This is a genomic window from Vibrio sp. T13N, from assembly GCF_032970445.1.
Taxonomy (GTDB): Bacteria; Pseudomonadota; Gammaproteobacteria; order Enterobacterales; family Vibrionaceae; genus Vibrio; species Vibrio diabolicus.
This window is the reverse complement of record NZ_JAWJYE010000018.1, coordinates 14,355-38,501: the sequence shown is the minus strand read 5'-3', so window position 1 is coordinate 38,501 and position 24,147 is coordinate 14,355. Positions and strand designations below refer to the sequence as shown.

28 protein-coding genes are annotated in these 24,147 nt (G+C 45.5%); 20 read left to right on the top strand and 8 right to left on the bottom strand.

The window, feature by feature from the left end; translation table 11 throughout:
• Nucleotides 1–55: 55 nt before the first annotated feature.
• Entirely contained in the window at nt 56–670 is a 615-nt protein-coding gene (locus R2S67_RS20725; RefSeq protein ID WP_258645423.1) for a tRNA-uridine aminocarboxypropyltransferase, read from the bottom strand.
• Nucleotides 670–2,220 carry a COG3650 family protein gene (locus tag R2S67_RS20720; protein ID WP_114324078.1) on the bottom strand — a complete coding sequence of 517 codons (1,551 nt, stop codon included), beginning with the start codon at nt 2,218–2,220 and terminating at the stop codon, nt 670–672. Before R2S67_RS20720 ends, R2S67_RS20725 begins: the two co-directional genes overlap by 1 nt.
• A gap of 47 nt (nt 2,221–2,267) precedes the next feature.
• Here R2S67_RS20720 and R2S67_RS20715 point away from each other — a divergent pair, with 47 nt between their 5' ends.
• Complete coding sequence (locus R2S67_RS20715) at nt 2,268–2,738, top strand: EVE domain-containing protein (RefSeq protein WP_114324079.1); 471 nt, start codon at nt 2,268–2,270, stop codon at nt 2,736–2,738.
• 53 nt (nt 2,739–2,791) lie between these two features.
• On the opposite strand, the gene R2S67_RS20710 is transcribed toward R2S67_RS20715, so the two are convergent.
• A complete protein-coding gene (locus tag R2S67_RS20710; RefSeq protein ID WP_317346858.1) occupies nt 2,792–3,616 on the bottom strand; it encodes a Cof-type HAD-IIB family hydrolase in 825 nt (274 codons plus the stop codon).
• Nucleotides 3,617–3,852: 236 nt separating this feature from the next.
• Nucleotides 3,853–4,860 carry an alpha/beta fold hydrolase gene (locus R2S67_RS20705; RefSeq protein WP_317346852.1) on the bottom strand — a complete coding sequence of 336 codons (1,008 nt, stop codon included), beginning with the start codon at nt 4,858–4,860 and terminating at the stop codon, nt 3,853–3,855.
• Between the two features lie 65 nt (nt 4,861–4,925).
• Here R2S67_RS20705 and rhtB point away from each other — a divergent pair, with 65 nt between their 5' ends.
• The 7 genes from rhtB (at nt 4,926) to R2S67_RS20670 (ending at nt 11,607) form a co-directional block, all read left to right on the top strand.
• Entirely contained in the window at nt 4,926–5,543 is a 618-nt protein-coding gene (rhtB, locus tag R2S67_RS20700; protein ID WP_005393828.1) for a homoserine/homoserine lactone efflux protein, read from the top strand.
• Nucleotides 5,544–5,567: 24 nt separating this feature from the next.
• Nucleotides 5,568–6,791 (top strand): EAL and HDOD domain-containing protein, encoded by a 1,224-nt coding sequence (locus R2S67_RS20695; RefSeq protein WP_317346851.1) that lies wholly within the window; start codon nt 5,568–5,570, stop codon nt 6,789–6,791.
• A 155-nt stretch (nt 6,792–6,946) separates the two neighbouring features.
• Nucleotides 6,947–7,282, top strand: a complete 336-nt coding sequence (locus tag R2S67_RS20690; RefSeq protein WP_005393826.1) for a metalloregulator ArsR/SmtB family transcription factor — start codon at nt 6,947–6,949, stop codon at nt 7,280–7,282.
• A 42-nt stretch (nt 7,283–7,324) separates the two neighbouring features.
• Nucleotides 7,325–8,326 (top strand): ArsJ-associated glyceraldehyde-3-phosphate dehydrogenase, encoded by a 1,002-nt coding sequence (locus R2S67_RS20685; RefSeq protein ID WP_048626822.1) that lies wholly within the window; start codon nt 7,325–7,327, stop codon nt 8,324–8,326.
• Nucleotides 8,327–8,338: 12 nt separating this feature from the next.
• Nucleotides 8,339–8,833 (top strand): cyclin-dependent kinase inhibitor 3 family protein, encoded by a 495-nt coding sequence (locus tag R2S67_RS20680; RefSeq protein WP_317346850.1) that lies wholly within the window; start codon nt 8,339–8,341, stop codon nt 8,831–8,833.
• Between the two features lie 257 nt (nt 8,834–9,090).
• Nucleotides 9,091–10,308 carry an organoarsenical effux MFS transporter ArsJ gene (arsJ, locus tag R2S67_RS20675; protein WP_005393820.1) on the top strand — a complete coding sequence of 406 codons (1,218 nt, stop codon included), beginning with the start codon at nt 9,091–9,093 and terminating at the stop codon, nt 10,306–10,308.
• A gap of 285 nt (nt 10,309–10,593) precedes the next feature.
• Nucleotides 10,594–11,607, top strand: a complete 1,014-nt coding sequence (locus R2S67_RS20670; RefSeq protein WP_005393819.1) for an acyltransferase — start codon at nt 10,594–10,596, stop codon at nt 11,605–11,607.
• Here R2S67_RS20670 and R2S67_RS20665 read toward each other — a convergent pair.
• Nucleotides 11,604–11,933 (bottom strand): DUF2500 domain-containing protein, encoded by a 330-nt coding sequence (locus R2S67_RS20665; RefSeq protein ID WP_005393817.1) that lies wholly within the window; start codon nt 11,931–11,933, stop codon nt 11,604–11,606. The two genes, R2S67_RS20670 and R2S67_RS20665, sit on opposite strands and share 4 nt — an antisense overlap.
• Before the next feature lie 328 nt (nt 11,934–12,261).
• Between R2S67_RS20665 and R2S67_RS20660 the strand changes: the two genes are divergently transcribed.
• The 4 genes from R2S67_RS20660 to R2S67_RS20645 all read left to right on the top strand — a co-directional run bounded on the left by R2S67_RS20660 (nt 12,262) and on the right by R2S67_RS20645 (nt 15,315).
• Nucleotides 12,262–12,630: a hypothetical protein gene (locus R2S67_RS20660; RefSeq protein ID WP_005393815.1), complete on the top strand. Its 369-nt coding sequence runs from the start codon at nt 12,262–12,264 to the stop codon at nt 12,628–12,630.
• 1,081 nt (nt 12,631–13,711) lie between these two features.
• Entirely contained in the window at nt 13,712–14,332 is a 621-nt protein-coding gene (locus tag R2S67_RS20655) for a lysoplasmalogenase (protein WP_005393811.1), read from the top strand.
• A gap of 69 nt (nt 14,333–14,401) precedes the next feature.
• Nucleotides 14,402–14,623: a YecH family metal-binding protein gene (locus R2S67_RS20650; protein ID WP_005393809.1), complete on the top strand. Its 222-nt coding sequence runs from the start codon at nt 14,402–14,404 to the stop codon at nt 14,621–14,623.
• Nucleotides 14,624–14,730: 107 nt separating this feature from the next.
• A complete protein-coding gene (locus R2S67_RS20645; protein WP_005393807.1) occupies nt 14,731–15,315 on the top strand; it encodes a YhgN family NAAT transporter in 585 nt (194 codons plus the stop codon).
• A gap of 57 nt (nt 15,316–15,372) precedes the next feature.
• Here the strand turns inward: R2S67_RS20645 and R2S67_RS20640 are convergent, their stop codons facing one another.
• Both R2S67_RS20640 and rsmD read right to left on the bottom strand, forming a co-directional pair.
• Nucleotides 15,373–15,639, bottom strand: coding sequence for a DUF1145 domain-containing protein (locus R2S67_RS20640; RefSeq protein WP_005378704.1), 267 nt, complete (start codon nt 15,637–15,639; stop codon nt 15,373–15,375).
• Nucleotides 15,640–15,664: 25 nt separating this feature from the next.
• A complete protein-coding gene (gene rsmD / locus R2S67_RS20635) occupies nt 15,665–16,264 on the bottom strand; it encodes a 16S rRNA (guanine(966)-N(2))-methyltransferase RsmD (RefSeq protein WP_012841297.1) in 600 nt (199 codons plus the stop codon).
• A 230-nt stretch (nt 16,265–16,494) separates the two neighbouring features.
• Here rsmD and ftsY point away from each other — a divergent pair, with 230 nt between their 5' ends.
• From ftsY to glpG, 6 genes are all read left to right on the top strand, one after another.
• A complete protein-coding gene (gene ftsY / locus R2S67_RS20630) occupies nt 16,495–17,724 on the top strand; it encodes a signal recognition particle-docking protein FtsY (protein WP_317346849.1) in 1,230 nt (409 codons plus the stop codon).
• A 22-nt stretch (nt 17,725–17,746) separates the two neighbouring features.
• Nucleotides 17,747–18,421, top strand: a complete 675-nt coding sequence (gene ftsE / locus R2S67_RS20625; protein ID WP_005393800.1) for a cell division ATP-binding protein FtsE — start codon at nt 17,747–17,749, stop codon at nt 18,419–18,421.
• A complete protein-coding gene (gene ftsX / locus R2S67_RS20620) occupies nt 18,411–19,379 on the top strand; it encodes a permease-like cell division protein FtsX (RefSeq protein ID WP_005393793.1) in 969 nt (322 codons plus the stop codon). The genes ftsE and ftsX overlap by 11 nt, the downstream gene beginning before the upstream one ends.
• 177 nt (nt 19,380–19,556) lie before the next feature.
• On the top strand, nt 19,557–20,414 hold the full coding sequence (gene rpoH / locus R2S67_RS20615) for an RNA polymerase sigma factor RpoH (protein WP_005378693.1): 858 nt from the start codon (nt 19,557–19,559) through the stop codon (nt 20,412–20,414).
• Nucleotides 20,415–20,907: 493 nt separating this feature from the next.
• Nucleotides 20,908–21,228 carry a thiosulfate sulfurtransferase GlpE gene (gene glpE, locus R2S67_RS20610; RefSeq protein WP_005378691.1) on the top strand — a complete coding sequence of 107 codons (321 nt, stop codon included), beginning with the start codon at nt 20,908–20,910 and terminating at the stop codon, nt 21,226–21,228.
• A complete protein-coding gene (glpG, locus tag R2S67_RS20605; RefSeq protein WP_005393785.1) occupies nt 21,228–22,070 on the top strand; it encodes a rhomboid family intramembrane serine protease GlpG in 843 nt (280 codons plus the stop codon). Before glpE ends, glpG begins: the two co-directional genes overlap by 1 nt.
• Before the next feature lie 58 nt (nt 22,071–22,128).
• Here glpG and R2S67_RS20600 read toward each other — a convergent pair whose 3' ends face one another.
• Complete coding sequence (locus R2S67_RS20600) at nt 22,129–22,539, bottom strand: flagellar basal body-associated protein FliL (protein WP_054868132.1); 411 nt, start codon at nt 22,537–22,539, stop codon at nt 22,129–22,131.
• A 161-nt stretch (nt 22,540–22,700) separates the two neighbouring features.
• On the opposite strand from R2S67_RS20600, the gene R2S67_RS20595 reads away from it, so the two are divergent.
• Together R2S67_RS20595 and ubiA are read left to right on the top strand one after the other, a co-directional pair.
• Nucleotides 22,701–23,240 (top strand): chorismate lyase, encoded by a 540-nt coding sequence (locus R2S67_RS20595; protein WP_317346848.1) that lies wholly within the window; start codon nt 22,701–22,703, stop codon nt 23,238–23,240.
• Nucleotides 23,241–24,095, top strand: coding sequence for a 4-hydroxybenzoate octaprenyltransferase (gene ubiA / locus R2S67_RS20590; RefSeq protein ID WP_317346847.1), 855 nt, complete (start codon nt 23,241–23,243; stop codon nt 24,093–24,095).
• Nucleotides 24,096–24,147 lie beyond the last annotated feature (52 nt).

Here is a 24,147-nt window from a genome sequence, read left to right as displayed (position 1 = left end):
CCATTCTAAATAAAAACGCAGCCTTGGCTGCGTTTTTATTTTGAGTAATTCGGTTTTAGTTGCGTGAGCTCGGTGATTGCTTGAGAGCGTGTCCACTTTTTTCGGCTTGAAATAGTGCAAGGTAGTGAGCAAAGAATGTGAGCATTTTTTGCTGGTTATTTTGCTCGCCTAGTTGTCCGAGTAAATGTGCGGCGACTTCAAACGTGCACAAGTTACCTTGTTGTTGGTTGCGTCGCAGCTGATATTGCGAGTCTGCCGATGCAGACAGCTCCATAGTAGGGATACTTTCTAACCAACGGCTCTTGTTGATCATCTTGCGCGCCTCTTGCCAGGTGGCATCCAAAATAATAAACAGCGGATTTTTGGTTTGTTGTTGGCTTTGGAGCGCCACATGTTCGAGTGTGACGCTTTCTTCACTTGGGAATAGAAGCACTGGATACAGCGACGGATCAGCTAATCGAGCGAGCAATTCTGCTGGTGGTTGTTTTCGGTCCCAGATTACTCGCTCAATATTGAGTTGGCACTGCTCTAGTAGCTGGCCGGTATTAGTATCACGCGTCAGTTCATTCGGATGCATCAACAGCAAGATGTTGTGCTCGCTGGTAAGTTTCGGCACCAATGAGCACATACAGTTGAATTTAAAACCACAATTTGGACACGGTTGCGACATTACAGACGAACTCCTTCGCGCACAGGGCTAACCCCATCCGAGAACAGACGCACGCCACTGATTTGGTTTGGCGTTGCCGTTGGTGCCATGCTTGGGTTGAGTGGGTAGCTAACCCCACTGTATTGCATCACGTGTTGCGCTGCCTTAGCTCCGCCACCGCTGACATTAAAAATTAGATCTCGCCAGCCATGAGAGGTTTGTTGGCCGAGCATAATCGGGCTTTGTACCAGTGTGATGCGGCTATTGAAGCGCCACTCTTTTTCGTGATGTTCAAAGATCAGCAATGTACAGCCACCGGAACCACACCAATCCAGCTGTACTAATAGCTCTTCGTTACCATCGCCGTTGAGGTCATAAGTTAGCCAACGGTACTGGTTGTTGTTGGGGTTGGTTTGGTGAATGAAGAAGTAGTTGCGCACGGCGGCATCTACTTTTGAGTCAAACTCCGCACTAGAAGGTACGTCTGCACTGCTGATGGGCTTGTTGGCGCGTTTCTCGGCTGGTTGCATCATGCCCTCATCACGAGTGGTGGCAGGGTAAAGCACTAAACCACCATCGGCGATTGGGTATACCAAGTTACCGACTTTTTCTTTGGTCGCTTTGAGCTGATTGCCTTCTCGCGTAAACAGTCGCTCTGACATCAGTCTTTGTTGTTGATGATGCGTCATGACGACTTGAACCTGAGACGGACTTAATTGTTGCCAGTACCCACGCTCGATTAACGGTGCCTGCCCATTGGCGTAACTGTATTTTGTTGTGGCGCTGTGGTCTGGGTTTAAGGTCATTTGCACCTCAAAACCTTGTGATTGGGTTGAAGTCGCGACATAGGTATTGGCCCAGCTAAGCGTAGCGTCCACGTTTGCAGCCGTACCACAACCTTGATAAGTGTCGCCATCATGTTTTAGCGTCGCTTTCCAGCCATACAAAGAATCACTCATCGTATCTGAGCAGAGGTTTTCTGTTAGGCGAAGTTCACCATCTTGTAGTTGATATGTGCGCTGGCGAGGTTGAAGTTGACTGCTCTTAATCGCTAATTTTTTGGTTTGTTTGCCGATTTGCTGGAATGTCAGTCCATTAGCCTCAAAGCTTGCCGACCAAGAAGGCTCATTACCAAACACGCGAGTTGGTTTGTTTGGTTGCTGACAACGGTTTGGATTTTCCGTTGTGAGGAAGTTCACTTGTTCCACGACAAAGTTAGCATCGAAATCGGCAGAGAACCCATCGATGCCCGGTGGGTTGAGATGGCCGATAACCTCGCCATACATGGTCTGGTAAGGCTCGTTATTTAACTGAATTGCTCGTTGCATTTGCTGTGGTGACAGTTGTAACCAATATTGCTTGTCGCTGCCACAAGGCATGATGTATTGACTCTCGTGACCGACGATCACTTTTCCACGTAGCATAAAGGTTTGAGGTTGAATGGTGTCAGGCTTATCTAAGGTGGCTGGTGGAGAAGTTGGGTCGGCAGCGCCAGATTGTGGCGGCTGCGAACTACATGCTTGCAGAACCAGCAGAGTGGCAAGCGCCACTGGGTTTTTCAAAGCCTTCATGTTATATCTTCCTCATTATTGTTACTCAATCGGCATCGGATGGCATTATGGCATATTGGTTATTTAAAACTGAACCAGATACCTTTTCTATTGACACGCTTCGAACCCAAAAGGTTTCATGTTGGGAGGGAGTTCGTAATTATCAGGCGCGCAATATGATGCGTGACCAAGTAAAGGTGGGCGATTTAGTCCTGATTTATCACTCTTCTTGCAAGAATGTTGGCGTTGCCGGTATTGCTAAAGTCGTGAGAGAAGCCTATCCCGATCATTTCCAGTTCGATCCTGAAAGCGATTATTACGATCCAAAGTCAGACCCAGACAACCCGCGTTGGATTATGGTGGATGTCGAATTCGTGCGTAAAACGACGCGAGTGATTCCGTTATCGGTGATGAAAGCGATGCCAGAACTTGAGAACATGCCATTGGTGAAACGTGGAAATCGTTTGTCGATCATGCCTGTGACAGAAGAAGAGTGGGAAGCGATCCTTGGCAAAGAGAAGTTGCCAAGTCAGCGATAAAAGAAAAGGGCTGCGAATGTGCAGCCCTTTGTTATTGTTTGGAGTATTGCAGCTTACAGCAAGTGATCTTGTAGGTAGTGTGCAACCGCATCTTCTGCATTGCTGCAAATCACTTCGTTATTTGGCAATGCTTTCATCACTTTCTCGTGTGATGTACCCATGACCAATCCTTTACCTGCCATCGACAGCATTTCTACGTCATTCATGCCATCACCAAATGCCACGCAATTTTCTAACGTGAGGCCGAGTTTTTTCGCTACCGCTTCAAGAGCATGGCCTTTAGACACACCTGCACTCATTACTTCCAAGCACCATGGTGTTGAAAACGCAATATTCAGCTTATCGCCAAATTGTTCACGTAGTTTGTTTTCAAACACCACCAAGCGTTCGTGATCTTGTGCCGGATGGGTGAAGAAGATTTTCGCAATACCGTCAGTTGGCGCTTGGTCTTCATCGAATAAGACGTATGTGAATTCGTCATGGAAATCACGCAATGTTTCGTCGTCTTTGTTCATCAACCAACTGTCATTTTGATACATGTGGATAAGTATTTCTTGATCGTGCTTGATCGTGTCGATCACGCCTTGAACCAGTTCTGCAGGGACATTCTCGCTGTACATCAGCTGATCTTCCTGGTCATGCACACGGGCACCGTTCGAGGTGATCATGTAAGCCGGAATTCCGACCTGACGACGGATGCTCGCAACGTCTACGTGGTGACGGCCTGTTGCAAAGACAAAGGTGTAACCCTTTTCATGCAGCGCTTTTAGCGTCTCTTTTGAGTAAGCACTGAGCTGATGGTTTGGTGCGAGTAACGTGCCATCCAGATCAGAGGCAACGATTTTAGTGATCTCTTTGCAAGGTAGCGATGTGCTCATGAAGTCCTCGTAAACGGTTTGGATAGTGTGGAACAGGTGATTGCAAACGGAGTACAGCAGACTGACTAGATCATGCTGCTCCGAATGCGGGGGAACTTTGGTCGGTTGCATCTACGTGGTTCAACGCAGCCAGACCCAAGCAGTGTACGTCAAAATGAGGATGAAAAAGAGGGTAAATCAATGTGCAGACATTTCCTCTTTAATCATGGCCGTGAAATGGTCGCCTAGAGTTCTTATTATGTTTTTTCGTTTAGCGATGATTTCGGGTCATTCATAAAGCGGAAGATTGCATCGAGTGCTTGATTACGATACTGGTCGGTCTCGAATAAGATCTCATGCTGAGCGTCTTCGATAGAAAGTAGCTCCGCATGTGGGTTGGTTTTACGCAATTTATCGATGAAACGTTTTTGCGCCAGATTGCTGACAATACGATCGTTCCCAGCTTGAATCAGGAGCACCGGTACTTTGACTTGGCGAGTCAATAAAAAGCATTGTTTTGCTGCCATTAGCCCTTGCCATACCCATCGTGTGCTCGGTCCACCGACTTGCAGTTCCGGCTTTTCCGTATAGAGATTTCGGAACCATTGGTAGCGACCATAGCTTTGGCTGAGCGGGTTATCTTCAAAGGGCTTAGGAAAGTAGGCCTGATGTCCTGGTGCATAGCGTGGCAAAGTGGATACCGCTGACATAATTTGTGTCACTGGAATCGCTATTGGCGATAAGTACCATGGCAGATTAATACCAAACATAGGCGCACTAAGAATCAAGCCGGTAAAGGGATGTTCTGGGTGAGTTTGCAGATAACGTGTAGCGATTGCGCCGCCCATGGAGTGGGCAATGATGAAACATTGCTGATAATCGCTAAGGTCGTGTTTGTTTACGACCACGTCCATATCGTCAATATAATCAGTAAAGTCATAGACGTGACCCATATCTGAGTCAGACAATAGACGATCTGATAAACCTTGTCCGCGGTGGTCAAAGGAATAGACGTCGAAGCCTTGGCGATAGAGATCGTAAAACAGTTCTTGGTATTTCCAGGAAGATTCAATGCGCCCATTAACGATGAGCACGGCTTTTTTATGTTCTGGGTTGGTCAGTTTGCACCAGTAGATGTTCTTTTTCTCAGTTCCTTTAACAAAGCCTTCTTGGCGAGTTTGCCAAAGTGCCGCGATCGGACCACCAATTGCTTGCTCAAATAATGACTCTTGAGTATAAGTCAAAGGTGAATGGTTAGTAGCCATTAGTCGATTACCTGAAGATACGTTGTTTACGCGATGTATCATCGAAGAATTAGTGAGGAAATGCAATGGATACCCACGTCTGGTTAGCTTATGTAGTAACTGCAATCGTTTTTAGTTTGGCTCCGGGGTCTGGCACGGTGAACTCAATCAGCAATGGTTTGAGTTACGGTACTCGCAAATCTTTGGGGGCAGTGATCGGTCTCCAAATTGGTTTGGCCATTCACATTGCGTTAGTTGGGGCGGGAATTGGTGCGCTGGTCGCACAGTCGGCAACGGCATTTTCTGTCATTAAATGGGTTGGCGCGGCTTATTTGGTTTGGTTGGGTATCCAGAAATGGCGAGACACCTCCAGCTTGGTGGCGGCAGAGAGCCACAAAGACATGTCTGGCATGGCACTCTTGTACAAAGCTATTTTGATTAACCTGACGAACCCTAAATCGATTGTTTTTCTGGTGGCGTTGTTTCCACAGTTTATTGACCCGGCACAAGACCAACTGACGCAACTGTTGGTGCTTGGTGTTACGACTGTTGTGATCGACGCGTGTGTGATGTTGGGTTACACCACCTTGGCGGCGCAAATGGGACGTTTTATTCGCTCTGATAAAATCATGGGGAAAATAAACAAAGTCTTCGGTTCAATGTTTATGGGTTGTGGTGCATTATTAGCAGCTGCAAAGTCATAAGCCATTTATAGGTCCTTCTTTAGCATGAATACAACGTATGTTGCTCGCCAGCCGATCTTTAACCGCAAAAGACAGACGCTGGGTTATGAATTGTTGTTTCGAGATGGGGAGAGTAACGCATACCCTTCGCATATTGAGTCAAACCGAGCAACATACCGATTAATTGTTGAGAATTTCCTATCACTCGGCACTAACCCAGTGATTGCTTCTTCGCGATGCTTTATCAATTTTCCTCATCAAAGCTTGGTGCGCCGCTTACCGCGCAGCTTGCCAAAAAACAAAATCGTCGTCGAAGTCCTGGAAACTTGCCAGCCGACCGATGATCTTCTCGATGCGATTCGCGAGTTGTATCGAGAAGGTTATTTGATCGCGCTGGATGATTTCACCTTAACGCCGGAGTGGCGTCGCTTCTTACCTTACGTGCACATCGTTAAACTCGATATCATGGCAATGGGGCTGGAAAAAGCGTGTGCGTTGGTCAAAGATCACCTTGCTAAACGCGTCAAGTACCACTTTTTGGCGGAACGTGTTGAAACCGCAGAAGAGTTTGAGCAAGCCAAAGCGGCTGGCTTTAAGTTTTTCCAAGGCTACTTTTTTAGTAAGCCATTAGTTTCGCAAACAAAATACGTGAGCCCTGAGCAAGTGTTAGCGCTACAGCTTTTTCGTGAAGTCTGCTCACCAGAGCCAGACTTTACTCGTATTGAAACCATCATTACGCAAGATGTCGCGTTGTCGTACAAATTATTGCGCTTTGTAAATACGCAAGCGCCAAACCTCGCTGTCGAAATCAGCTCGTTTCGTCAGGCCTTGATCTACCTTGGTCAGGATAATCTTAAGCAGTTTGTCTCCTTGGTCGTGGCGTCGTATATCTCTAGTAACAAGCCTCGAGAGCTGTATCACCTTTCATTACAACGAGCGCAGTTCTGCCAATTAATGTCGCGTTATCAGCCATTTTCTCACCTTAACGAACAAGGGTTTATGGTCGGTTTATTATCGATTTTAGATGCGATGCTTGATTTGTCGGTGGAATCTTTAGTCAAGCAATTGCCACTTAGCGAATCCGTACAACAAGCCTTATTACATCGCAAGGGAGTTTATGGTGCGCTGATTTCTCTCGAAGAGTGTTACGAGCGTGCCGACTGGTCAGGCGTTGAAAAAATCACGACGCAGTTGGGATTGTCTTTGGAAGAGGTCAAGCTCTCGTTAGGTGAAGCGGTTCGCTGGAGTCAAAACGTCGCAACTGCGTAAATTTCTTCCGTATCTTTATTCTCTCTAACCGTTCTTCTCTCAATCTTTATTAGCTGTTTCGATGTGAAACTTTTATGACGATGATGGGATCACTCTTGACGACATCTCAGAGTTAAATAAATATATACGCATATCCATATATAGGTATGTTTATTATGCTTCCACATCAGTTTTTCAAGCTGTTATCCGATGAAACGCGCGTACGTTGTTTAATGCTGGTGGCCCGTGAAGGCGAAACTTGCGTGGGTGATTTGGCGTTTGCGTTGCAAGAGAGTCAGCCGAAAGTTTCTCGTCATCTTGCTCAGTTACGCTCTAGTGGCATCTTGGTGGATAAACGCCGAGGGCAATGGGTGTACTACGAGTTATCGCAGCAATTACCAGGTTGGATGCGTAAGCTGATTGAAGACTTAGTGGCATCAAACTGTTTGAAGCAAGAGTACCAAGACGACATCACACGCTTGCACGATAAAAGTCGTGAGGCTTGCTGTTAATAGCAAACAGAGATTCAAGGTAGAAGATTAAAGGGTAAAACTATGACAATTAAAGTAGGCATTAATGGCTTTGGCCGAATTGGTCGTTTAGCACTGCGAGCGGCATTCGACTGGCCAGAGTTAGAGTTTGTGCAAATCAACGATGTCGCAGGTGATGCAGCGACGCTTGGCCACTTATTAGAGTTCGATTCAGTGCAAGGTCGTTGGCACCATGAAGTGCAGGTTGAAGGCAATGAACTCGTCATCAATGGCAAGCGCATCGCCACGACTCAGCAACGTGATATCGACGCTGTGAACTGGTCTGGCTGCGATGTTGTGATTGAAGCGACAGGTGTACACCGCAAAAACTCGTACCTAGACCAATATCTCGATCAAGGTGTGAAGCGCGTGGTGGTGAGTGCACCAGTGAAAGAAGAAGGCATTGCGAACATTGTAGTTGGTGTGAATGACCACATCTTCGATCCTGAAAAACATCGTATCGTGACAGCCGCTTCGTGCACAACAAACTGTATAGCGCCTGTGGTGAAAGTTATTCATGAGAAGTTGGGCATTGAGCAATCCTCTTTCACGACAATTCACGATTTGACCAATACGCAAACCATTTTGGATGCGCCACATAAAGACCTGCGTCGTGCTCGTGCGTGCGGCATGAGTCTTATCCCGACCACTACCGGCAGTGCAACAGCAATTGTGGAAATTTTCCCAGACTTAAAAGGCAAGATTAACGGCCACGCAGTGCGTGTACCGCTGGCGAATGCGTCATTGACCGACATCATCTTCGATGTAAAACGCGATACCACAGCAGAAGAAGTGAATGCTTTGCTGAAAGAAGCGTCAGAAGGTGAGCTAAAAGGCATTCTTGGCTTTGAAGAGCGTCCGTTGGTGTCGATCGATTACAAAGGCGACCAACGCTCAACCATCGTTGATGCACAATCCACCATGGTGGTTGGATCACGAATGGTGAAGATTTACGCCTGGTACGATAATGAAATGGGATACGCAACGCGCACCGCAGAATTGGTTCGAAACGTTGGTCTGGCATAACAGGAGTTCATAATGTTTCATCCTACATGGCAATTAGATTTGGACTCTGGTGCATTAGTTCTGACACCGTGCCCGGGTACCAAAGGCGTCGAGTTGAAAGCGTCGTTGGAACAGTTGAAGGATCAGGGGGTTCAAGCGATCGTTACTGCATTGGACGATAGCGAGTTAGCCGCGAAAGACGTTGCGGCTTTGGGTGACATCACTCAGCAGCTGGGCATGAAATGGTTCCAGATCGAGATTGAAGATGACTGCGCACCAAGTGAAGAATTTTCGGCGAAGTGGCAACAAGCCAGCCCGGAACTGCATGCGATTCTTGCTCAAGGTGGCAAAGTCGCGATGCACTGCATGGGCGGCTCGGGTCGCACAGGTTTGTTTGCGGCTCACTTGTTGCTAGAGAAGAAATGGCAGTTAGAAGATATCGTGCGAGAAGTGCAAGCTCTTCGCCCTGGTGCGTTTACAAAACCGGTGCAGCTTGAGTACATCGAACGCGTGGCGAAAGACGCTTGATCAGCTTAAATAGCTTTTGGAACATCATGATCCAAAAGCTATTTTCCAGTTTATATAATGGAAAATAGGTCAGCAGTAAAACTAAAAATTAAATTTAAGTTTTTGTTTTTTTATTGGTTATCTTTGTCCATTTGTAAATTTCGGTGTGTTTGTGAATTCGAACTAAGGTTGTATCGCCTTATGGTTGGTGTACAGGTTAATAAGCATTTGGCACATGATGATCTAAATGCATCTATCGCTGTACATAAGAGGTCAATATGATTTCTCAATTGAGCAAAAGTATTCGTCAGTACATGTTAGTGACGTTTAACTATTGGAACTTTACCGTGACCGACGGAGCGCTGCGTATGCTGGTGGTGCTCTATTTTCACGACTTGGGTTATTCCACGTTAGCTATTGCCTCACTGTTCCTTTTCTATGAATTTTTTGGTGTGGTGACCAATTTGATTGGTGGGTGGTTGGGCGCAAGGTTAGGCCTGAACAAAACCATGAACATTGGTTTAGCGATGCAAGTGTTTGCGTTGTTGATGCTGGCAGTACCCAACGCATGGCTGACGATTCCTTGGGTGATGGCGGCGCAAGCTTTGTCGGGGATTGCCAAAGATCTCAACAAGATGAGTGCCAAGAGTGCGATTAAAACATTAGTACCAGACGAGCAGCAAGGCGCACTCTACAAATGGGTGGCCATTTTGACGGGCTCGAAGAACGCGCTCAAAGGAGCGGGTTTCTTTGTCGGTGGCTTGCTGTTGTCTTGGGTGGGTTTCCAAAACTCGATGTTTATTATGGCGAGTGTGCTGGCATTGGTGTTTGTTTGCAGCATGATCTGGCTAGAAGCTGACATGGGTAAAGCAAAGAGTAAACCTAAGTTTCGCCAAATTTTCTCCAAATCCGAATCTATAAATATTTTATCTGCGGCACGTATGTTCTTGTTTGGGGCGCGTGATGTGTGGTTTGTGGTCGCTCTGCCTATTTATCTCGGCAGCGTGTTTGGTTGGGATCACTTGTGGGTCGGTGGCTTTTTAGCCGCATGGGTCATTGCTTATGGGTTTGTGCAAGGCTTTGCGCCGCGTATTACTGGTAAAGCGCAAGGTCGCGTGCCTGATGGTAGTGCAGCATTAGTATGGGCAGGAATTCTTGCGTTAATTACGGGCGGTATTGCTTATGGTGTGCAAATCGGCTGGCAGCCTGAGTTGGTGATTGTTGTGGGGTTAATGATTTTTGGCGCTGTGTTTGCCATTAACTCTTCGCTGCACTCGTATCTGATTGTGAGCTATGCCAAAGGCGATGGCGTATCTCTGGATGTGGGTTTCTATTACATGGCCAATGCGATGGGACGTTTGATTGGCACGGTATTATCGGGTTGGATCTACCAAGAGGCTGGTCTTGCGGCGTGCTTATGGGTCTCCTTTGCTTTCTTGGCGTTGACGACGTTGATTTCGATTAAGTTGCCAAAAGCTAACGTTGCCACAGCGTAAATTTTGCCCGGTGTTTTTATCTGTAGATCGTACAAAATGGCTTCAACTTGGAGCCACTTTTTGTTTCTTGTACGTCACACGGCGTAATCAAGTGGTGTGGATTCGGTCTCGTGAGTTCATGCTGATGTTTGTTTTTTGTTCCCGCCAACGGATTAGAGTGGCGATGAAATCCCCGTTGTAGGTCATTGTTGCGTTAAAAATAAGCAAAAACAGATTGTTAACCATTTCACTGGCTGAGATTTACCCTATGCTATAAACGATAAGCGACTCAAAGTAGGGAAAGGTATGAGAGAAAGGGTTCTGTTTTTTGATTTATTGCGCTGCTTTGCTGCGGTGGCAGTGATCGCCATTCACGTCTTGGCCCCTTATCGAAATGAGTTAGGAGTGATTCCGTTTGACCAATGGTTGACGGCGGTAGGTGTTAATAGCGTTACCCGCTGGGCGGTGCCAGTTTTCATTCTGATCACCGGAGCGCTGATGCTCAGTGACACTCGACCATTTGACGGTAAGTATTATATCAAAAGGCGTTTAGGCAAAGTCTTAGTCCCATTTCTTATTTGGTCGATGTTTTATGCATACCTCTCTGGCTGGACGGCTCAAGGGTTTGACTTTGAAACCGTAAAAGAGGTATTGAGCAATAGCCCATTCCACGCGACGTATTACCACCTAGGGTTCTTCTATTACTTTATACCGCTGTATTTTGTGATTCCGTTGTTCCAATGGATGGTACGCAACGTTGATGACAATGTGTTGTATACCTATCTCGCATTTTGGCTTTTCACCAGCACGCTGTTTTTGTTCAAGATTGATGGTCCGTGGAGTAACCAAATGTGGCTCTACATGGGTTACCTTCCTCTGGGTTATGTTCTATTTCAAAAAGTGCCTTTGAACCGCTCTATGGTGACCTTATTTACAGGGTTTGGCCTCGTCGCGTTGGCTGTGACATTTACTATGGTCGTGACGAACAGTTTAGAGGCGGAGAAGTACACGGTTGGACGCTGGCTTTCTTACAAAACACTGAATGTCATTCTAGCGGCTTCGATGATTTTCATGATCGGTCGTTACTTTGGGGAAGGCTTGTCACCAAAAGTACAAAAAGTGGTGAGTGTGATCAGTCAGCACAGCTTGGGGATTTACTTACTTCACCCAATTTTCTTATGGCCGATGAAAGCGTTTGGTTGGTACACCGGACATCCCGCATGGGTGATTCCAGTCTGGATCATTATCAGTGGAGCTGGAGCCTTGGCGATGAGCTATCTCTTTTCTCGCTCTGCCAAGACTCGTTGGTTACTGCCTTAACGTTTGATGGCGAAGTGAAGGAATTTGTTACCACGATAGGTTAGCGTTCCTTTATCTCCAGGGTTGAGTGCATGGTAGTAGTGCACTCCAATTTGGAACTCTCGTTTAGGGCCAATAGAACCGCGTTGGACATAAATCCAATATTCTTGGTCGTCTTGGCCAGGTGGTGCATCTGGGATGTCGATAGCTTGCTTATCTAAAATAGTTACCTGTGCACTTTGTTCTGGAGCATCTTCGCCCACATAGTGCTTGCTATAGAAACGAAAAAATACCCATGCGCCCAAAGCAATAAGGGCGAATAGGGCAACAATAAGTGAGATTGGCATGTTAACCTCCGATGTTTCATTGAGCTCTATTCTACAGAACTCACTGATGAAACGATGAGTTGAGATAACTTATTCATAATCTAATGAAAGGGACATGAATTTTATTCGGCGCACTTCACGGTTTATCTCAATGGGGACGCGATGAAATCGTTGCTTCATCTGCAAGCTACGTCACTAAAGCTGAACTAAGCAGCTTTCACTTGTCTGGCTATATGCGCTCAAGGGCACAAATTGAAAGTAAAATTGCACTTAACGGCTCGAAAAAGCTCTAAATTTATAGAAGAATAAAAATAACGAACACGGGAAGGGTCTGGTAAGGAGGGTTACGATGTCAGATATTGAAAAAGTAGTCATGCGTACCCGAACGATCGAAAAACTTTTGCGTACTCAGTACCATGCAGAAGGGAAAGGGTTACACCAACTTATTAATAGTTGTGAAGAACGTTTACCACATGACGTGATAGCGAAACTTCGTTTTATCGCTACTGTGCGTAATAAAGTGGTTCACGAAGACGATTATAAGCTGGATGATCGGAAAGGCTTTATGGCGGCATGTGACGCTTGCGAAAAAGAGCTAACGCCAAGAAGCTCTCGTTTTATTTGGCGTGCAGCAATTTTGCTAATGACGTTGATTACGCTCGCCGCTCTTGGTTTCTACTATATGCATTGGGATATCTTGTCCAAACACATACAGTAGAAAAGCACAGATAAATAAAAAAGGACGCAWWTGCGTCCTTTTTTATTTTAATCAGTAGGTTAGTACATCATTGGCAGTGTCATTAAACCCACAACCACTGCAATCATTACCAGCCCTTGTTTTTGAGAAGATGAAATCATAACACTACCCCTTAATCTTTGATGAACTCGATGAATTTAATATAGCACTGTTTTTGGGGTTTGATCAACATATGCTCGATAATCTTTTCAAAAAATACACTTAACTTGTCTTTTTTTACGTGTTTTTGACTAATAAAACTGTGTTTTTTGTGTTGTATTTAAAATGCTCGTATTGTGTGATTGTTGTTCGTATTTTATTTAAGTGTATGATTTTAAAGTGTCAATATTGGTTTGTTGTTGACTTGGAAATTGTTTTTTGTTTCGGTTGGTATGTTGATTGCCTATTTTGTCTGTGTTTCTCAAAAATTGAGAAAATAAAAAGATGTGCTATGGAGGTGCATCATTGAGTTGAGGTGTGGAAGGGGAATTTTCTTATCTAATGAGAAAATATGGGCTTAAAAAGTGTTTAGTGATTTGATGGTTTATGAAGTCGGTGTTTTCGATGGTTATTGAGAATGTGGCTTTATTTATCATTGGCTTACGTTCGTTATTTGATGTTTTTGTTATTGAGTTAAGTTTGATTTTTCATGTTGTTCTAATCTGTTCATCGGTGGTTTCTACTATCTTAGCTCGCTACCAAGATGATTTTCTGTTTTGTGTCTGTTATTTATTCTTGTTGCCTGTGATGTATACAGTCTGATGGTTTAGTCATCAGTTTTTGACGTGATGGGTTACCAAGGCCATTGGGCTGCTTTTTAGTTAAATGGCCTGACTAAGCGCGGGTTATTGTGCCGTGTGATTTGATGAACTTGGCTCATGGGATAGGGCTCTGCCCCATATTTATGGCCGTCATTAAGGCTCATCGACTTAATTGTTGTGCAGAGTGAGGGTTACAAAATGTTTCGAATCGCTAGCGAGATCCAACTTTCGCAGATTGTGTCTTTACATCAAAACTGGTCTACCTAGACTAGCGGCGAGTTTAAGTAAAAGGTGTATACGGCATGTGGAGTTGGCTGGCGATAGGGCTATCAGGTGTGTATTCCGTGTTGGGAGCAAAACAAGCTAACCCGACACAATCCCTTGTGTTTAAAATCTTTACTCTGCTACTTCTTCTTGTGTTGGTGTTAACTCAAGGCGCATCCGCAACATATACCTACTGGATTGCGGGTGGGCTTATTGTGTCTATGGTGGCAGATACGCTGCACTCGTTTAAAACTCGCAAGCTAATTTACTTTGCTGCGTATTTGCTTGCTCAGGTGTGCTACAGCAAGTCATTTTGGGTGCAGCTTAATGGTGAGATTGTCTGGTGGCTGTTGGCCCTACTGCTCGCAGCGAGTATCGTGGCGTTCTTTTTGTTGCTACCTCAACTCGACTCTCTGGTGTTTCCTGTTGTGATCATGGGGATGATGTTGGTTCAGCTTGCTTGGGCGGCGGGTGAAGTTTGGTTGCAGGCCCCGAGCTATGCCAATGCTATCGGTTTCAGCGGAACCCTAGTTTTGATCTATTCGGCGTTGGCGTATGCGATACACGGTTACCGAAAACCGATGAAACACGCCTATTTGTGGGTAAGTGGTAGCTACTTCTTTGCCCACGCCCTCATTGTTGCCTCTATCATTTACTAATTTAAGTCAAAGCAGCTCCCGAAGATTTCAGTAAACTGGACGTATTGTTCTTGATGACTGGAGTCAATAATGAGTGAAATCCATGCCCACGAGCTGCTAAACCTACTTCGAGAAACGCCAATGGATCGCGAAGCGCTGGCACAGCACTTTGGCAACACCGTTCGCTTTCACACCTGTAAACTGAATGATCTAGACTTAGATGCATTGCTAGCATTTTTGCTCAAGCGCGACAAAATACGTGAGCTTGAAGGTAAGTTTGTGGTCAATATGGCGCGTGTCTGCAATCACTAAGCGGCGGCTATGATGCGAGGGTGAATATGCTGTTTTCGCCCTCAGCCATGTACTCACGTTGTCAGTTTGCTATACACTGGCCGCCATTTTTTAGGTGAGGCCAGAATATGGACATTCTTTCTGCAGCGACCATGCTGTTTCTAATCATGGACCCTCTCGGTAATTTGCCGATTGTGTTGTCTATTCTCAAGCACATCGATCCTAAGCGTCGCCGTAAGGTATTGATTCGTGAACTACTGTTTGCCTTACTGATCTTGATGTTGTTTCTGTTTGCAGGACAAAGCATCTTAAGTTTTTTGCATGTCCAGCCAGAAACGCTCAGCATTTCAGGTGGTATTATTCTCTTCATTATCGCGATTAAGATGATCTTTCCGAGCGCTGGCAGCATCACTGGACTGGCGGCAGGGGAGGAGCCCTTTATTGTTCCGATGGCCATTCCTATGATCGCGGGCCCTTCAGTGATTGCAGCATTGCTTTTGCTATCTTCACAGCATCCAGAAAAAATGTTGGAAATGTCCGCATCAGTTGTGATTGCGTGGGGCGCAACATTTTTTATTCTAATGTTTTATGGCTTCTTTAATCGTTTGTTGGGCGAGCGTGGTCTAAAAGCGGTAGAGCGTTTAATGGGCTTGTTGCTGGTGATGATCTCCACTCAAATGTTTTTGGATGGTGTTAAGAGTTATCTTGGGTGACGGAAGATACGCAATAAAAAAGCCGCTCTTGAGAGCGGCTTTTTAGTATTTGGGCGATTACATCATGTGTTTACGACGAATATCGAGCAGGGCAAAAATACCAAAGATCAGGATGGAATATTTTTCCCAACTGCTCATTTTAATTTTGTCGCCAAATGCACCAATGAAGATGGCCATTTGTAAACCGTGCATGATGAACAAAAAAGCGGTCATGATGTACAGCGCAATCGCGGCATTACCGGGAAACGGCATAAAGATATTTAGGATCAATACTAACCAAACAAAGGCGATAGCCGCTTTGGCCAGCATAATTAATGCTTTCATTTAAGTGTCCTTTTAAATCGAGGCGTTATGCGGAGGTACGTTCATATAGACGGTAACTCACTTGGCCTGCTGTTTTTTCTCGATGTAACTGCCAGTTTTCTGGTAAGTCGGCAATATTGAGTTCTTTTTCTGTTTCAATATAAATCATCGCATCTTCCGCGAGCCAGCCATTTTGTTCTAGCAGAGCCACGGTCTCATCCAACAGACCTTTGCGAAACGGTGGGTCAATAAACACCACATGATGCGCAGTACCCGGCTGTTTTAAAAAGCTCAAGGCATCTGTATTCACTACTTGGATGTTGTTCGCGTTAAGAGATGCCACGTTCTTCTGTAATTGCTGAAAAGCTTGTGGGTTCAGCTCAACCATGGTCACTTGCTCTGCTTGGCGCGAAGCTGACTCAAAGCCTAAGCCGCCAGAGCCAGCAAACAAGTCGAGACATTTTGCCTGCGGCACATCTTGAGCCAGCCAGTTAAATAGCGTTTCTTTGACGCGATCGGTCGTTGGGCGTAAGCCTTCAGCATCGTGTACAGGAAGTTTTCTGCCTCTCCATAAGCCACTAATAATGCGAACAAAGCCCGTTGTTGGCTTTTTTTGTGATGAGTTTTGCTGGCGACGTCTTACCATAGATTTTTTGACCGCTAATAAAGTGATACTATATCTAATCGCCCAAGCCGTGAGCTTGGAGCTTGGATACAGCCCAGAATATTCAAGATGACAGAGTGTAACACTAATAAGATTAGAATTACCTAATCGGAAAGTTTTCACAACTTTGTCATTAGCCTTTTTTAGACAGATAATAATCTTGTCAAAAAAGAGTCATTAATAGATAAAAGAACAATCTAGGATAGCCCCAGATGACGGAAAAAAAGAAGCGCGGATTACTTTCGTGGCTAGGTTTTGGTGACGAAGAACAAAGCCCAAAACCAAAAACTGAAGAAACAGTAAAAGAAGAAGCAGTGGATGCGCCTTCTGAAGAGCAGCAAACCGACGCGGCTGCTGAGCAAGCGGAAGCAACGCCAGAACTTGAAGAAGAATCGAAAAAAGCGGAGGCTGCCCCAGCAGAAGCAGAAGCAGAAGCAGAAGCAGAAGCAGAAGCAGAAGCAGAAGCAGAAGAGCCTCAAGTGCCTGCTGCACCTCGCGTTCAAGAACAAGAAAAGCCAACAGAGAGCTTTTTTGCTCGCCTCAAACGCAGCCTAAGCCGCACAAAAGCAAACATCGGCGCTGGCTTCTTCGGTCTGTTCAGCGGTAAGAAAATCGATGAAGACTTATTTGAAGAGCTAGAAGAGCAACTGCTTATTGCTGATGTGGGCATGAATACCACAACAAAAATTATCAACAACCTGACAGAAAAAGCCACACGTAGCGATCTGAAAGACGGCGAAGCCCTTTATGGTTTGTTGAAAGAAGAAATGGCTGAGATTCTTTCTAAAGTCGAGCAGCCACTAGAAATCGACAGCAACAAAACGCCTTACGTCATCTTAATGGTGGGTGTAAATGGCGTGGGTAAAACCACGACCATCGGTAAGCTTGCCAAGCAGTTCCAAACTCAAGGCAAAAAAGTGATGCTTGCAGCGGGCGATACTTTCCGTGCCGCAGCGGTTGAGCAGCTACAAGTATGGGGTGAGCGTAACAACGTTCCTGTGATTGCCCAGCATACTGGCGCAGACAGTGCTTCTGTTATCTATGATGCGATTGAAGCGGCAAAAGCACGTGGTGTGGATGTTGTGATTGCCGATACCGCGGGTCGTTTACAGAACAAAGCGAACCTAATGGAAGAGCTGCGTAAGATTGTACGTGTGATGAAGAAAATTGATGACTCTGCACCACACGAGATCATGCTGACGCTAGACGCAGGTACAGGGCAAAATGCCATCAGCCAAGCGAAACTTTTCAGTGATGTTGCCCCTCTAACCGGGATTACCTTGACTAAGCTGGATGGTACAGCGAAAGGCGGCGTAATTTTCGCTATTGCCGATCAGTTTGGTATTCCAATTCGTTACATTGGTGTGGGTGAAGGTATCGAAGACTTGCGTCCATTTGAAACTCAAGAGTTTATTGACGCACTGTTTAGTCGTGAAGAATAAAAAGAGTTAGAGGAAATCAACGGTGATCAAATTTCAGCAAGTGAGCAAAGCTTACCGAGGTGGTCGACAAGCACTGCAAAAAGTCGATTTTCACCTGAGGCGCGGTGAAATGGCGTTTTTAGGCGGGCATTCCGGGGCTGGTAAAAGTACCTTGCTGAAATTGATCTGCGCGATAGAGCGCCCAACCGATGGAAAAATCCATTTTAATGGTCACGATATCACGCGCATTCCAAGCAAAGACATCCCTTTTTTGCGCCGCAATATTGGGATTGTTTTTCAAGATCATCGTCTACTGATGGATCGCAGCGTATACGACAATGTCGCTCTGCCGATGCGCATCGAATCGATTTCTGAAAACGAAATCAAACGCCGCGTTTCTGCGGCGTTAGATAAAACTGGCTTGCTTGATAAGGCTCGTTGCCTGCCGAGCCAACTCTCTGGTGGTGAGCAACAACGCGTCGGTATTGCCCGTGCCGTGGTCAATCGACCAACGTTGCTGGTGGCTGATGAGCCGACAGGTAACCTCGATCCCGAACTATCCAATCGCGTATTGCGGTTGTTCGAAGAATTTAATCGTGCGGGAGTGACCATCTTACTCGCCACGCACGATGTGGGGTTAGTAAACACTCGCCCACAGTATCGTCATTTTGAATTAAACCAAGGCTTCCTAAGTGAGGTAGAAGACTATGGCAGGTAACAAGCACTCCCAAAAGAAGGGGAAAGGCCGCAGTGCCAAGCGTGCAAATACCGATGGTTTTTTCTCTGTCCACGCAAAACAAGCAAAATCCTCTTTTAGCGCCTTATGGCAACGACCTTTAGGTAATATCCTGACCCTAGCCGTGATTTCAATGGCACTTGCTATGCCAGCTTGTTTGTATCTACTGGGCAAAAACGTCGCGGGTGCCGCGGAAGATGTGGCATCTCCCTCGCAAGTTAGTGCTTACTTAGTAGAAGGCATGCCGGATGCACGTGTGATGGTTCTCAAAGATCAAATTGAAACTTGGCCTTTGGTAAAAGAAGTAGAATATATTTCTCCACAGCAAGGTCTGTCTGATTTGAGCCAATATGCAGGATTCGATCAGGCTATCAGCCTTTTAAGTGGCTATGCGCTACCCGGTGTGTTGGTGATTACGCCAGCCTCGGAGCTAAAAAGTGATATTCAGTCATTAGCCAAAGATGTTCGAGAGCAACAAGACGTGACCGACGTGAGACTTGACGAAGACTGGCTGGCGCGTCTTGATGCGATCAAAACTCTCGCGAGTATTATTGTCATTACTCTGACAGTGTTGATGCTCGGTGCGGTATTTTTAATCGTTGGCAACACGTTGCGATTTAATGTGCTGGCGAATAAAGAAGAGATTCAAACCATGAAACTGATCGGTGCAACGGACAGTTTTATTCTGCGCCCTTATTTGTACACGGGGATGTGGTTTGGCGTATTAGGTGCCACCATCGCGTGGTTGGTAACGGCTTTAGTGACCATTGTTATGAATAGTGCGGTGGAAGATCTTGCTGCGTTGTACGACAGCCAGTTTCGCCTGATTGGTCTAAGCTGGGATGAATCTTTGCTATTAATCATCATTGGTAGTCTTTTGGGATGCATTGCGGCGCGCTTTTCTGCGCAACGACATTTAAAAGAAATTGAACCAGTTTAAGTGATGAAGGTCTTACTACTTGGATTTTATTAGCACTAGCTAATCTGGATCCCTTGTTTAGACCGAATGTTTATGGATAATTGCTTCCCCTTCTTGAAACTTGTTCATTTTGAGTTCAAGATATCGAAGCTAAATTTGCAATGTAATGCTCCAGATCAGAGATTGATGAGGAATTGAATGACAAAAGAAGCGTATCCGATGGCTCTAGTCACGCAAGATAGCCTTGATAGCTATATTCGCTCAGTAAACAGCTACCCAATGCTGACTGCAGACGAAGAGCGTGAGCTGGCAGAACGATTACACTACAAAGGTGAGATTGAGGCTGCAAAAGGTCTAATTCTTTCGCACCTACGATTCGTTGTTCACGTTGCTCGTGGTTACTCTGGCTACGGTTTGCCAATGGCGGACCTTGTGCAAGAGGGTAACATCGGTCTAATGAAAGCCGTTAAGCGTTTTAACCCAGAGGTAGGGGTTCGCTTGGTGTCTTTTGCTGTCCACTGGATCAAAGCAGAGATCCACGAATACGTGCTACGTAACTGGCGTATCGTGAAAATTGCGACCACTAAAGCGCAACGTAAGTTGTTCTTCAACTTGCGTAAGTCGAAAAAGCGCTTGGGTTGGTTTAACAACGGTGAAGTCGAAACCGTTGCGCGTGAGTTAGGTGTTGAGCCTTCTGAAGTTCGCGAGATGGAATCACGCTTAGCGGCGGTGGATTCAACCTTTGATATGCCAACTGACGAAGACGACAGCTCAAACGCTTACACAGCGCCAATGCTGTACCTAGAAGACAAATCGTCTGATGTGGCTGACAACATCGAAGCTGCAAACTGGGAAATGCATACCAATAATCGTCTGGGTCATGCATTAGCGAGTTTGGATGAGCGTAGTCAGCGCATCGTGCGTTCTCGTTGGTTAGATGATGAGAAAGCAACATTGCAAGACTTAGCTGATGAGTTCGGTGTTTCTGCCGAGCGTATTCGCCAGCTAGAAAAAAACGCAATGAAGAAACTAAAATTGGCCGTGGGTGAATTTTAATTTCCACTGCTAATTGAAAGTAAGATTTTCATAGAAAGCCGAGATCATGTGATCTCGGCTTTTTTATTGTCGATCGAAAATCGATAGCGTTTGCGATCCGGATTTTATGTGCTACCTGTGTATAACTCTGTGAAGTAATTATTTATCAACTGTTCGAAACCCGGACAAAATAAGGGATTCAAGCACTTTTCCATCTGGGGATAGTTATAGATATACACACAGTTAGATCAGGATCATCACTACATATTGTGGATCAAAAGATCCAAATACACCTTATCAACGCAATTCACAGCTTTATCCACAAATGGTTGGAATGTGTACACTTTTGAAAGCCCTGATTATCCATGTGTCTAAGTTTGCCGTTGGATAGGTTACAATAGCGGCAGTATACCCAAGCGGCTTCAAATATAGATTTTATGCTGTACCACGGGTGCTGATTAGCACGTTAGGTTCGAGGTTGCTTGGGTATATTCATAAGAGAATGAGAAAGTAAATGGATCAGTTTAAGCATATCGATGTACAAGGTGCGCAAGCACTGCTCGAGCAGGGTGATGCAAAGCTTGTAGATATCCGTGACCCTCAATCGTTTGCCGTTGCGCATGCGGAGTCCGCGTATCATTTAACTAACGATACGATCGTTGCGTTTATGGATGAAGTGGAGTTCGAACAACCCATTCTGGTGATGTGTTACCACGGCATTAGTAGCCAAGGTGCCGCACAATATTTAGTTAACCAAGGCTTTGAACAGGTGTACAGTGTGGATGGTGGCTTTGAAGCCTGGCACCGAGCAGAACTACCGATAGTGAGAAGTTAATGAAGAGATTGGTAACGTTAAATAATCCACGTATGGCGCAAGCCTTTATTGATTATATGGCCTCTCGCCAAATTGACATCGAAATGATGCCAGAAGGAGACGGGCAATTTGCGCTGTGGCTGACTGATAGCCAGCATGAAATAGAAGCGGAAGCGGAACTTAAGCAGTTCCTCGCTAACCCATCTGATTCAAAATACAGCGCCGCCTCGTGGGACGTTGCCGATACTCGCAAGAGCACCTTTCATTATTCTAGCCCGAGTATCATGAGCATGGTCAAAGCAAAAGCAGGCCCTATGACTTTGCTGATCATGACGGTGTGTACCATCATCTACTTGTTACAAATGTTTGGCTTTGGCAATGGCGTGTTTAAGTTGTTGCACTTCCCGGCTTTTGAGGGGCAACAATGGCAAGTGTGGCGATGGCTAAGCCATGCGTTACTGCACTTTTCAGTGACTCACATCGTGTTCAACTTACTATGGTGGTGGCAGTTGGGGGGCGACATCGAACGTCGTCTCGGTTCCGGTAAGCTATTGCAACTCTTTGTAGTATCAGCAGCGCTTTCTGGGGCTGGCCAATTCTATGTTGAAGGGGCAAACTTCGGTGGCTTGTCTGGCGTGGTCTATGCACTGCTTGGCTATTTGTGGATATTGGGTTACCGCTTGCCACATTTAGGCCTTACGCTACCCAAGCCAATCATCGTTTTTATGTTGGTATGGTTAGTTCTTGGTTTTGTGCAGCCGTTCATGGCGATTGCAAACACCGCTCACTTAGTGGGTTTACTGTCGGGGATGGCGATTGCGCTGTTTGATTCAGGCAAGATGAAATACCAACAGCAAGCCTAAAGCTGAAATGAAAAGACCGCTCAAGAGCGGTCTTTTTTATGTTCAAAACGATTTGGGTTTATTGGTAAAGGTATTTTGTAAACAACAAATCGGCAATGATGGTTTTACCTGTTTCGGGCAAAAGTGTTTCGTTGAGGGTCGTCACTAAGGTTTTGCGCAGATCTTCTCGGCCAGAAAGGGACTTAATAGTATCTTCTGTTTGCTTACCCAGTAATTCAATTACTGCATCGCGAATCAAAGGTTGGTGATGTTCAACAATCGATAAATCTTGTTGGCTCATTACCATGATGTCGATGCGCACTTGCACATAACCTAACTTTTTGCCTTTGGTGTAAAAGTTAGTAGTGAGATCAGGCTCAAGGGTAAAGTATGCCAACTTAGGTCCAGTTTCTTCCGTTTCAGCCCAACTTGGTGCGGCGAACAGTATGGTTAACGCAAAAATAATTTGGGCTATATAACGTTTGTACATATTTCTAACTTTTCTTTCTCTGGATCGCGATATTCGAATCGCTTCAGTCTTGATACAATGGGCCGTCTATAACAAATAACGGAACTTACGGTTACATACATTACTATGGACGGTAAGTTGTTGCTTTATTGTACGCATAAAGCCTCCAATTGAATACTAGTATGAATCAGCCAACATCACTCTATCTTGCTTCTTTATTGGAAGTAGAGTGGCAAAACCCCGACGAATTCGAATTTCCAAATGAATTTGCCAAGCACTGGCTTGAAGAGCAAGGGTCTTTGTCACGTCGTTTAAAGCAACACTGCCAAGCATTAACGGTAGAATTGCTACAAAATCAGATCGTCACTGCGGCGACGTTAAAACAGGACGAAAGCCAGTTATTGTCCGAACAAGATTGCTTACTGCGAGAGGTAATTTTGTGTGGTGACAATGATAACTGGGTTATCGGACGGACATTGATTCCTCGCTCAACCTTAGTTGATCAGCAGTATGATTTGGCTCAACAAGGGGATATCCCATTAGGACTAACAGTGTTCAGCGCAGACAACGTTGAGCGAGACTCTTTGCAAATGGGATGGGTAGCCGCACCAGAAGGACGTTTGTTAGCGCGACGCTCAAGGTTGTGGATGAATCACAAACCGATGCTGGTCGCCGAGTTATTCTTATCTAATTCACCAGTTTACGCTAAGGAGACAGTGTAAATGTCCGCAGAAAAAGCCAAAGCATATTGGCAACTGATGCGCATGGATCGCCCGATTGGTTCACTGTTACTGATGTGGCCAACGATTTGGGCGCTAATTATCTCAGCCCAAGGGATGCCGAGTTGGGATGTATTTATCGTGTTTGTATTGGGTGTATTCCTAATGCGTAGCGCGGGGTGCGTGATTAATGATTTTGCTGACCGCAAAGTCGACGGCCATGTAAAACGTACCAAGCAACGCCCACTGCCATCAGGGAAAGTGACAGCAAAAGAAGCGATTGGATTATTTTTGGTTTTGGGTATCAGCTCATTCTTGTTAGTGCTGACCATGAACCCGTTGACGATTCAGCTATCCTTCGCTGGCATTGTGTTGGCGTTCATCTATCCATTTATGAAGCGTTACACTCATATTCCACAACTCTTTTTAGGCTTGGCTTTTAGCTGGGCAATTCCAATGGCGTGGGCTGCACAAACCGGGGAGCTACCACTGATAGTTTGGTTTGTGTTTCTGATTAACGCTTTATGGACCATTGCTTATGATACTCAATATGCGATGGTCGATCGCGATGATGATTTAAAGATTGGCATTAAATCGACGGCAATTTTGTTTGGTCGTCATGACAAACTTATTATTGGTGTGTTGCAACTGATTACGCTCGCGATGTTGGTTTGGTTAGGGCAGTTCTACCAATTGGGACAAAGTTACTACTGGACCCTTTTGATTGCAGCGTCGTTGTTTGTTTATCAGCAGCACTTAATTCGTCACCGTGAGCGGGAGTTGTGCTTTAAGGCTTTCCTCAACAACAACTATGTTGGCATGGTGATAGCGATAGGATTATTGGCCGCATTTTGGTAAGCGAAGAAATAGCAAAAAGGCATCCGATTGGATGCCTTTTTTCTTATTTTGG